The organism is Rhodococcus sp. (in: high G+C Gram-positive bacteria) (assembly GCF_049299235.1).
GTDB lineage: Bacteria > Actinomycetota > Actinomycetes > Mycobacteriales > Mycobacteriaceae > Rhodococcus.
In genome coordinates, this window is record NZ_JBAQXC010000032.1 from 1 (window position 1) to 10,602 (window position 10,602).

The 10,602-nt window shown below is 67.0% G+C and carries 9 protein-coding genes; 3 read left to right on the forward strand and 6 right to left on the reverse strand.

The features are described 5' to 3' along the window. On the forward strand, window positions 1–857 hold an 857-nt coding region (locus tag WAX14_RS02050), incomplete at its 5' end, for a phytoene desaturase family protein (RefSeq protein WP_422626431.1). 54 nt (window positions 858–911) lie between these two features. Here WAX14_RS02050 and WAX14_RS02055 read toward each other — a convergent pair. The 5 genes from WAX14_RS02055 to WAX14_RS02075 form a co-directional block, all read right to left on the reverse strand. Continuing rightward, window positions 912–2,981: a PhoX family protein gene (locus tag WAX14_RS02055; RefSeq protein ID WP_422626432.1), complete on the reverse strand. Its 2,070-nt coding sequence runs from the start codon at window positions 2,979–2,981 to the stop codon at window positions 912–914. Between the two features lie 123 nt (window positions 2,982–3,104). Next, on the reverse strand, window positions 3,105–4,019 hold the full coding sequence (locus WAX14_RS02060; RefSeq protein WP_422626433.1) for an alpha/beta hydrolase: 915 nt from the start codon (window positions 4,017–4,019) through the stop codon (window positions 3,105–3,107). 140 nt (window positions 4,020–4,159) lie between these two features. After that, window positions 4,160–4,903 (reverse strand): amino acid ABC transporter ATP-binding protein, encoded by a 744-nt coding sequence (locus tag WAX14_RS02065; protein WP_422626434.1) that lies wholly within the window; start codon window positions 4,901–4,903, stop codon window positions 4,160–4,162. Between the two features lie 8 nt (window positions 4,904–4,911). Beyond that, window positions 4,912–6,711, reverse strand: a complete 1,800-nt coding sequence (locus tag WAX14_RS02070) for an ABC transporter substrate-binding protein/permease (protein WP_422626435.1) — start codon at window positions 6,709–6,711, stop codon at window positions 4,912–4,914. A gap of 116 nt (window positions 6,712–6,827) precedes the next feature. Further along, window positions 6,828–7,622 carry an LLM class F420-dependent oxidoreductase gene (locus WAX14_RS02075; protein ID WP_422626436.1) on the reverse strand — a complete coding sequence of 265 codons (795 nt, stop codon included), beginning with the start codon at window positions 7,620–7,622 and terminating at the stop codon, window positions 6,828–6,830. Window positions 7,623–7,781: 159 nt separating this feature from the next. Between WAX14_RS02075 and WAX14_RS02080 the strand changes: the two genes are divergently transcribed. Continuing rightward, window positions 7,782–8,954 carry an acyl-CoA dehydrogenase family protein gene (locus WAX14_RS02080; protein WP_422626437.1) on the forward strand — a complete coding sequence of 391 codons (1,173 nt, stop codon included), beginning with the start codon at window positions 7,782–7,784 and terminating at the stop codon, window positions 8,952–8,954. Between the two features lie 9 nt (window positions 8,955–8,963). Then, entirely contained in the window at window positions 8,964–10,100 is a 1,137-nt protein-coding gene (locus WAX14_RS02085; RefSeq protein ID WP_422626438.1) for an acyl-CoA dehydrogenase family protein, read from the forward strand. A gap of 9 nt (window positions 10,101–10,109) precedes the next feature. Here the strand turns inward: WAX14_RS02085 and WAX14_RS02090 are convergent. Next, the coding region (locus WAX14_RS02090; RefSeq protein ID WP_422626439.1) for a TIGR04338 family metallohydrolase at window positions 10,110–10,602 on the reverse strand (493 nt) is incomplete at its 5' end.

Consider the following 10,602-nt stretch of genomic DNA (forward strand, 5'->3'; position numbering starts at 1 on the left):
GGTTGGACCGGCCCGCGACCTCCGCGGTCGGTTTGATGATCACCGCGGCCGGGCACCGCTACGGCTGGCCGGTCGCCGAGGGTGGATCCGCTGCCATCACCCGCGCGCTCGCCGCGCAACTGGCCGAGCACGGCGGCAAGATCCACACCGGTGTGCGGGTACGTCGCGCCGCGGACATCCCGCCCGCGGACGTCGTGCTGCTCGACGTCGCGCCCGGTGGCGCCCTCGAGATTCTCGGTGATGCGGTGCCCTCGCGGATCGTCAAGTCCTACCGGAAGTTCCGGCACGCATCCGCGGCGTTCAAGGTCGACTTCGCGATCGAGGGATCGATCCCGTGGACCGACCCGGCGGTCGGCCGTGCCGGGACCGTGCACCTGGGCGGCGACTTCGACGAGATCGCCCGGGCGGAACAGGAGGTCGCGTGCGGGCGGATGCCGCAGCGGCCGTTCGTGCTGCTGGGACAGCAGTACGTCGCCGACCCGAGCCGTTCCCGCGACGGTATGAACCCGGTGTACGCGTACGCACACGTACCGGCCGGATATCCCGGTGACGCGACTGCCGCGGTGGTCGCGCAGATCGAGCGGTTCGCACCGGGCTTCCGTGAACGTGTCGTCGCGACGACGGTGGCGACGACGGCGGACCTGCACCGGGGCAACTCGAACCAGGTGGGTGGAGACATCATCGGCGGCGCGAACTCCGGTGTGCAGGTGGTGTTCCGGCCACGGATCTCCCTGGACCCCTACCGGATCGGAGTGCCCGGAGTGTTCCTGTGCTCGGCGTCGACCCCGCCCGGAGCGGGCGCGCACGGTATGTGCGGGTACAACGCCGCCGAATCCGCGCTGCGCTACCTGCGCTGACGCGTCGGTGTGCACTTGTGGCGGTCGGAGCCGCCACAAGTGCACACCGGACCGTCACCCGATCAGTCCGCCGGGCTTCCAGGCCACCGCCACCGACGGCCGCGGCTGGGCGGTGCCGCCGTCGGGCCAGTGCGACACGGGAGTGTCCCACGATGCGTCGTCCGTCTCCCCCGGATGCTGCACGCACACCACGACGCGGTTCTCCTGGATGATGGGACCGCAGGTCTCTCCACCGATCGGCACGGTGAGGAACTGCTTGGTTTCACCGCGGCGCGGTCCGTCGAGCACCACGGCGAACAGGCCGTCGTTGGACTTCAGGGCGTTGCCGTCGGTGCTGATCCACAGGTTGCCGTGCGGGTCGAATGCCAGGTTGTCTGGGCACGAAATCGGGCTGACCTGCGACTTGTCGAATCCGCCGAAGTAGGTGTCGGCCTCGTCGGGGTCACCGCAGACCAGCAGCAGATTCCACGTGAACGTGGTTCCGGCGTGATCGTCGTCGATCTCGAGAACCTGACCGTTCTTGTTGTTGTTCCGCGGGTTCGCCGCGTCGGCGGCAGGTTTGCCGTCCTCGCCGCGCTTGGAGTTGTTGGTCAGGGCAACGTAGACCTTGCCGGTCACCGGGTTCGGTTCGAAGTCTTCCGGCCGGTCCATCTTGGTGGCGCCGACCTTGTCGCCGGCGAGGCGGGTGAACACCGCGACCTCTTCGGCGGACATACCGTCGACCAGCGACTCGCCCTTGCCGTCTTCCATGGTGCGCAGCAACGGAATCCAGGTTCCGCTGCCGGTGAACGCGGAACCTTCGGGCAGGGTGCCGGTGCCGTCGATCGTGTCCGGGCTCTCGCCGGTGAGTTGCGCGACGTACAGGGTGCCCGCGTCGAGCAGTGTCATGTTGTGGCGCATCGCCGCCTGGGAATTGCCGTCCTGCATCTTCCGGGACGAGACGAACTTGTACATGTAGTCGAAGCGTTCGTCGTCGCCGCTGTACGCGACGACGGTGCCGTCGTCGGTGACGTAGATCGTGGCGGCCTCGTGCTTGAACCGGCCCAGTGCGGTGTGCTTGACCGGTACCGATGCGGCATCCCACGGGTTCACCTCGACGACCCAGCCGAAGCGGTTGACCTCGTTGGGGGTCGCGACGACATCGAACCGGGGATCGAATCGTTCCCACTTACGTTCGGACGCAGCGCCTTCGATGCCGTACCGGGCGAGCCGTTCGGCGACTGCGGGGTCGGTGACCTGCTCCGCGTTGGCGAAGTACTGGTTGAAGTTCTCCTCACCGGAGAGCACCGTGCCCCACGGGGTGAGGCCACCCGCGCAGTTGTTGAGGGTGCCGAGCACCCGGGTGCCGGTCGGGTCCGCGGTCGTCTTGAGTAGGTCGCTGCCCGCGGCGGGACCGGTGACGACGAACTCGGTCAGTGCCGTGATCCGACGGTTGTGCGGGCCGAATTCGGTTGTGAGACGACCGGAACCGGGCTCGCCCTTGACCTGGACGACGGACAGACCGTGGTTGGCCCAGCCGATCCGAGCCTGTTCTTCGGTGGGGTTCTCGGAGTCGTAGCCGGCGAACATGAACGGCTCGGTCGTGTACTCGTGGTTGACGACCAGCAGATAGGTGTTCGGTACACCGTCGACGGGCAGCAGACCTGCGAAGTCGTTGTTGAACCCGAACTGCTTCTCCTGCGCCACCGCGCTCTGGTTCGCGATGTCGAAGGCAGGCGCGTCCGGCAGCACCGGATCGCCCCACCGGATCACGACGGCCTGTTCGTAGCCTTCGGGAACGAGCAGTGCGTCCTCGGTGTTGGGGGCGACGGGCGTGAAATCTGTTCCAGGAACCGAAGGTCCGAGGTCACCGGTTCCGGGGGTCGGGGTTTCACCGGCGCTGGCGTCGTCCGAGCAGGCCGCGAGTGCACCGCCCGCACCGACCGCGAGAACCGCCATCGCGCCGCCGCGCAGAACTCCGCGCCGCGACACCGCGTTCCGTACGATGTCTCCGAAGTAGGCGCCTTCGGAGACGTTCGGTACCGCGTGCGAGCAGGCGTCGCCGCACTTGTAGCGGCACGTGATGTTCGCCCGCGACGACTTCCCGTCGTGGGTGACGAATAGCGGCAGGTCCTTGATACGCACGTGATCTCCCTAATCGGTTCGCATTCCGCGGGCACCGTAGAAGGTCGAAGCGAGGCGCAGGGAACGAGAAGGTGAACGGAGAGAACGCATCGGGACGGCTGCCCGCGTGGTCGGGCCGAGTGATCAGGCCCGATCCACGACCTCGGAGATCACGGATCGTGCCGCGTCGATCATCCGGGTCAGGCCCGGTTCCTCGATCGGGAAGTGCCCGCAGTTCTCCAACAGCACCGAGTGCGTCGGCGCCGCGATGCGTTCGAGGAAGCGCAGGCTGAGTTCCGGGGGTGTCCACCGGTCGGCGGCGGGATGCAGCAGCGTCACCGGGGCTGCCGTGAACTGTTCGGGTGGCGTGTGCCGATAGGCGAACCAGTCGGCGAGGAATCCGAGCGGAACCCGCACCCCGCCGCCGCGGGGATCGGACCTGCACAGGGCGGTGAGGCCGGGGTCGTTGCTCATGCTGTTCATGCGGACCAGCCATTTCACCGGTGGCCGCAGTCCGCCGGCGACCCGGGCGATGGGTGGCAGCACCGTCGGTGCGACCCGTCCCGCGATCTCCCAGCGTGCCGCGGCGGCGCGAGCGGCGGGATCGGTGGTATCGAGCAGGCATGTTGCCAGTACGACGTCGACTTGTCCGGTGCGAGAAGCAACTTCGTATGCCATCATGCCGCCCATGCTCGCGCCGAACAGGACGAGGGGCCGCGGATCGTCGGTGCGTTCGGCGACCACCAGGTCGCACAGCAGGTCGATCCAGTCGCGGTAGCGAACCTGCCCCGGCCGGGGTTCGAGGGTGCGACCGTAGATCGGCATGTCGGGGAACATGATGTCCGCACCCTCGTCCGCCGCGAGGGACGCGAACGGCCACAGCGCCGCGGAATGCCCGCCGGCCCCGTGGATCCCGAGCACTCGCACCGGGGCGTCGGGCCGGGATGCCCGTGCGATGTGAACGCGGCGTCCGCGCCACTGCCACCACGTCGATTCCGGTTCCCGGCCCGGCGATCGGTAGTGCGGTGGTAGGTACTCGGCGTATCTCGCTGCGTCCACGCTCTCCCCCGGCCCAGGTATTGCCGCAACCGAACCGGTCCGGCGCGACCGATGCTAACGGTGCACTGTTCTCCGGTGCAACGTGTTGGATTGTCCGAGAAGCATGTTCGGCCAACCGAATCGACGAGTGTGACCGTCCTTCACAACACCTGCGACAGAAACTGTTGCAGCCGTTCGGTTTCCGGGCTGTCGAACAGTTGATCCGGGGTTCCGGCCTCGACGACCGCACCATGATCCATGAACACCACGGTGTCCGACACCGACCGTGCGAAGCCCATCTCGTGGGTGACGACGACCATCGTCATGCCCCCAGACCCGAGGTCCGCCATGAGCGCCAGCACGCCCTTGACCAGTTCGGGGTCGAGCGCGGAGGTCGCCTCGTCGAAGAACATCACCTCGGGATTCATGGCGAGCGCCCGTGCGATCGCGACGCGCTGCTGCTGCCCACCGGACAGGTTCGCCGGCCGCGACTCGGCCTTGTGGGCCAGCCCCACCAGTTCGAGTTGGGCCAGCGCACGGTCGCGGGCCTCGGTCTTCGACATCCCCTTGAGCTTGCGCGGGGCCAGCGAGACGTTGTCGAGGACCGTCTTGTGCGGGAACAGGTTGAAGTGCTGGAACACCATCCCGATGCGTTGACGCAGCGCATCGGGGTCGTCCTTCAACACCGACTTGCCGTCGAGCAGCACGTCACCGGCGTCGGGTTCGTGCAGTCGGTTGAGCACCCGCAGCAGCGTCGACTTGCCGGAACCGGACGGCCCGATCACGGTGACGGTTTTCCCGGCGTCGACGTGCAGATCGACACCGCGCAGAACCTTGTTCGATCCGAAGGCCAGGTGCAAACCGGTGCCGGTGAGCGAGACGCCCTCGAGAGATGGCGTGGTCATAGTGTGTCTCAGCCTCTCTCCACGACGATGTCCTGCTCGAGCGGATCGAGCGTGGCTTCTTTCCGGCCGACGCGCAGTCGATGGTCGATGTAGTTCACCAGATGCGTCAGCGGCACCGTCAGAATCAGATAGAACAGACCGGCGGCGACGAGCGGCGACAGATTCCCGGTCTGGGCGTTGAGGTCCCGCCCGACCGCGAACAGTTCACGCTGGGTCGCCAGCAGACCGAGGAAGTAGATCAGCGACGAGTCCTTGATGAGTGCGATGAACTGGTTCATCAGGGCGGGCAACACCCGTCGGACACCCTGCGGCACAACCACCAGCGACATCGACTTGCGGTAGCTGAAGCCCAGTGCCCGCGCCGCCTCCATCTGTCCGGGTTCGACGGACTGGATACCGGAGCGGAAGATTTCACCGATGTACGCGGCGGCCAGCAGCGACAGTGCCGCGGCGCCGAGCCAATACGGATTGTTGCCGGTGATGCCCTGCACGAGTGGCCCGATACCGAGGCCGACGAGCAGGATGATCACGACGGCGGGCAGGCCACGGAAGATGTCGGTGTAGATGCGGGCAGGCCAGCGCAGCCAGCGGGTGCGGGAGATCCCGGCGACCGCGAGCACCATGCCGAGGATCGTGCCGGCGATGCCGGACGTCAGCGCCAGGATCAACGTGTTCGGCAGGCCGGTCTTCAGCAGGTCGGGGAACGCCTTGACGTACAGGTCCCAATCGAAGAACGTCTCGCGCAACTGGGTCAGCGTCGACTTCGGGGCAGCAGTCGGTGTGGTTTCTTGCGGAGGTCCGCGTTCGGCGGCGAGTGCCGCGAAATCGGGTAGTTCCGGTTCGGGTGCGGCCTTGCTGCCCGGCTTCCACCCCGCGGGCAGTTCACGCGGCACCCATTCGGTGTACAACTCCGCCCACGTGCCGTCGGCGATCACCGAGTCCAGGCCGGAGTTCAACGCGTCGATCAGCGGTTGGTTCTCCTTGGCGACCGCCCACCCGACGAAGTTGTTGACGCTGAACGTGTTCTCGACGATGGATGTGGCGTCGCCCGGTGTGATGGCGCCTTCGGCCTGTTGGGACGGGGCGACCCACGCGTCGATCTGCCCGGTTTTCAGGTTGGCGTAGGCGGTGTTGTAGTCCGGGAATTTCACCGGATCGAGCTTCAGGGTGTTGACGACGTAGTCGTCCTGCACGGTGCCCTGCACCACGCCGATGCGGGTGGCGGCGCTCAGATCCGCAAATCCCGTGATGGGGCTGCCGTCGCGCACGACGAGCGAAAAGTATCCGAAGTCGTAGCCGTTGGTGAATCCGACGAGGTTGCGGCGCTCGTCGGTGGTGGTGATCGACGACGACCCGACGTCGAAGCGCCTGCCGGCGACCTGCGCGAGCAGGCCCGCGAAGTCGGTGCCGACGAACTGCACCTGCAGGCCGAGTTTCGCGCCGATGGCCTTCAACAGTTCGTTGTCGTAGCCGGTGAACACGCCCGCCGAGTTGACGCAGATGCTCGGCGGGGCGTCGGACAGGGTGCCGACGGTCAGGATGCCCGGGGTGATGAGACCGAGCCGCGCGGTGTCGATGCTCTCGAGTGGCGCCACGGTCGGCGTGGTGTACCGGTCTTCTGCCGCGGTCGCGCCCGCCGACAGGTTCGTCGGTGCGGCCGACGCCGAGCCGGCGCCCGGCGGTGAACACAGGTCGCGGTTCTCGGAGGAACTGTCGCCCGACGAACCGCACGAGGTGAGCACGAGTGCGAGCAGCGCGGTCAGCAGTACCGCGACTGCGGTGCGAGGGTTCCTCACCGATCGGGCCATGTGCGGAGCCTAGTCCGTTGTGAGCGAGCGGTACGTCCGGTCGATTGAATAAGACGAGCGATACATTCGCTCGGGTCACCCGAGCGAAATGTACGCGTCCGTGAGGTGACCCCGCGTCAGGCGAGACCCGACAGCGGCGGCGGCGAGTTCTCGTCGCGCCAACCGATCGCTTCGATCAGCGGCGTCAAATCGTAGTCTGGTCCGCCGATCCCGGTGGTGAACAGCGAAATCCCGGCGGCGACATAGTCAGCAGCACGATCGCGTCCCGGCCACGGCACCGACCGTTCGATGTCCGGGGCGTGCCGGCCGATCTCGACGCACCGCTGTTCGACGATCCCCCACTTCTCGATGTGGGTGTCGAGCTGACCGAAGGTGTGCCAGATATTCCCGTACTTCGCCACGAGGGGTAGCGTCTTGCGACGTCCACCACCGCCGATGAGAATCGGAATATGCCGTGTCGGTTGAGGATTCAGCGTGTGGAGCCGGTCGGTGATGCGCGGCAGATACTCGGCGAGCAGATCCAGGCGTGAACCCTTGGTGCCGAACTCGTAGCCGTACTCGTCGTAGTCCTTCTCGAACCAGCCCGATCCGATGCCGAGGATCAGACGCCCGCCGCTGATGTGGTCGACAGTGCGCGCCATGTCGGCCAGCAGGTCCGGGTTGCGGTAGCCGCCGCCGGTGACCAGCGCGCCGATCTCGACGCGTTCGGTCTGCTCGGCCCATGCGCCGAGCATCGTCCAGCATTCGAAGTGGGCACCGTCCGGGTCACCGGTGAGCGGGTAGAAATGGTCCCAGTTGAACACGATGTCGGCGCCCGCGTCCTCGGCGCGTAGCACCGTGTCGCGGATGACGCCGTAGTCGGGCTGATGCTGGGGCTGGAGTTGAAGTCCGATGCGGATGGTGCGCGTCATGGCACTCACGGTAGGACGACCGGTCGGCTCGTGCAGCGGAACAGAAGGTGGTGACGCCCCGGTCGGGTAACGGCTACTGTCGGGTCGACGCCGAGCCACGCGCGGGTCGACGCTGAACCACGCGTGTTCGCGTCCACAACCGGGACGGAAGGCCACCCCATGAATCTGACGCTCACCGACGACGAACTCGCATTCCGCGACGAACTGCGCACCTTCTTCACCACCGAGATTCCGGCCGCGATCCGCGACCGTGTCGCGGCGGGCCGGTCGCTCGGCCGAGACGACATCGTCACCAGCCAGCAGATCCTCAACGCGCGCGGTCTGGCCGTACCGAACTGGCCCGTCGAGTGGGGCGGCAAGGACTGGACGGCCGTTCAGCGGCATCTGTGGCTCGACGAACTGCAACTCGCATCCGTCCCCGACCCGCTGCCGTTCAACACCGCGATGGTCGGACCGGTCATCGCCGAATTCGGATCCACCGCACTCAAGGAACGCTTCCTCCCGGCGACCGCGAACCTCGACATCTGGTGGTGCCAAGGATTTTCCGAACCCGAAGCCGGTTCGGACCTCGCCTCGCTGAAGACCCGCGCGGTCCGCGACGGCGACACCTACCTCGTCAACGGGCAGAAGACCTGGACGACCCTGGCGCAGCACGCCGACTGGATCTTCATGCTCGTTCGCACCGATCCGAACGCGCCGAAACGACAGGCGGGAATCTCGTTCCTGCTCATCGACATGAACACGCCCGGCGTCACCGTCCGGCCGATCAAGTTGATCGACGGCGGCTACGAGGTCAACGAGGTGTTCTTCGAGGACGTGCGGGTTCCCGCCGACAATCTCGTCGGTGAGGAGAACGCAGGTTGGGGCTACGCGAAATTCCTGCTCGGCAACGAACGCACCGGTGTCGCGCGGGTCGGCGCCACGAAGGTCCGCATCGCCCGCGCCAAGAAACTCGCCGCCGATGTCCGGGTCGGTGCCGGGTCGCTACTCGACGACCCGCTGTTCGCCGCACGCATCGCGGAACTCGAAAATGAGTTGCTGGCACTGGAGTTGACTCAGCTGCGGGTGGTCGCGGGTTCCGCCGGCGGGAAACCGAATCCGGCCTCGTCGCTGCTCAAATTGCGCGGATCGGAGTTGCAGCAGGCCGCGGCCGAATTGCTCACCGATATCGCAGGCCCCGATTCGCTTCCGGTCGGTGCCGACGGCATCGACTCACTCGACTGGGCGCAACGCTCGGTTCCGGTGTACCTCAACAACCGCAAGGTGTCGATCTACAGTGGATCGAGCGAGGTTCAACGTCAGATCATCGCCTCCTCTATTCTCGGATTGTGATTAGCAGCAATGAATTTCGAACTCGATGACGAACAGAATCTGCTCCGCGCAACCACCCGCGATCTGCTGTCCGGTGCGTACGACGCGGAAACCCGGAACTCGATCACCGCGACCGACCAGGGCTGGAATCCTGAGGTTTGGCGGCAGTTCGCCGAACTCGGTCTGCTCGGCCTGCCGTTCCCGGAGGACTGCGGCGGCATGGGAGCCGGGCCGGTCGAGACGATGGCCGTGATGACCGAGATCGGCCGGGCGCTCGCACCGGAACCGCTGCTCGACGCGGTGTACACGCCGGGCGGGCTCGTCGCGGAGGTCGGATCGGACGCGCAGCGTGCCGCGATCCTGCCGCGCGTTGCCGAGGGCGATCTGCTGCTCGCGTTCGCGCACGACGAACCGGGTAGCCGCTGGCCGTCCCCTGCCGTGACCACCACAGCGGCCCGCACCGGCGAGTCCTGGACCCTGACCGGACGCAAGAACCCGGTGCTGCACGGTGACTGCGCCGGTCTGTTGGTGGTGTCCGCGGCGCTCCCCGAGGGTGGTACCGGATTGTTCCTCGCCGACGCGGATGCCCAGGGCGTGACCCGCACCGCCTATCGCACCCACGACGAACGGCGCGGCGCCCAGATCGTCCTCGACGGAGTCGTCGCCGACCTTCTCGGAACCGCCACCGACGCGACCGCCGCGATCGTTGCCGCCCAGGTGCGTGCACAGGCCGCGCTGTGCGCCGAGGCGGTCGGGGTGATGCAGGAAGCCCTGCGCTTGACCACCGAATACCTGAAGCAGCGCAAGCAGTTCGGCGCCCCCATCGCCCGCTTCCAGGCGTTGACGCACCGTGCCGCCGACATGTATGTCCTGCTGGAACTGGCCTCGAGCCTGAGTCTGTACGCGACGATGGCCCTGTCCGACGGCATCGTCGACCCGACCATCGCCTCGCGCGCCAAACTGCAGGTCGGCCGGTCCGCCCGCAGCATCGGGCAGGAAGCGATTCAGATGCACGGCGGTATCGGCATGACCGCCGAATACCCGGTCGGGCACTACGTGAGCCGGCTGACGGCGATCGAGCACACCCTCGGCAGCACCGGGGATCATCTGCGGGTCCTGGCCGGCTCGGTCGCCGACCACGAGCGGGTCGACGTCACCGGCGGCTGACACGGGCCGTCACTCACATGCGGCAAACCCGGATGCGCGCAACAGGAATGCCGCTTCCGGACCGATGATCTCGCCCACCAGTATGAGGAATCGGTGCACGAACGCCACTCCGTGCGCCGGTTCCGCCGAATCGTCGGGACCGGCCGGATCGAGGTGGTGCGCGAGCTCGTGCAGCACCACCAGCTCCCGGAACGCCCACGCCGTGTTCGCTCGATGCACGGGCAAAGCGATAACGGCAGAATCGTTTTCGTAGTGTGCGGCGGTGTTCCCCGCCCGGACCCGCACCCGCACCGGCACGTCGGCCCGGGACCAGGTGCCGCGTACCCAGTTCAAGGCGAGCACCGCATCGACGTAGGCCTGCACCGAGTCGATGGACGCGAAGCGGCGTTCGATCGGCAGGGTGACCGAAGATCCGGCGACTTCCACCGTTCGATGTCCGCTCTCGTCGGCACGGTCGAACATGCGGCGCACCAGAGACTCGGCCTCGTACACGGCGCGGCGC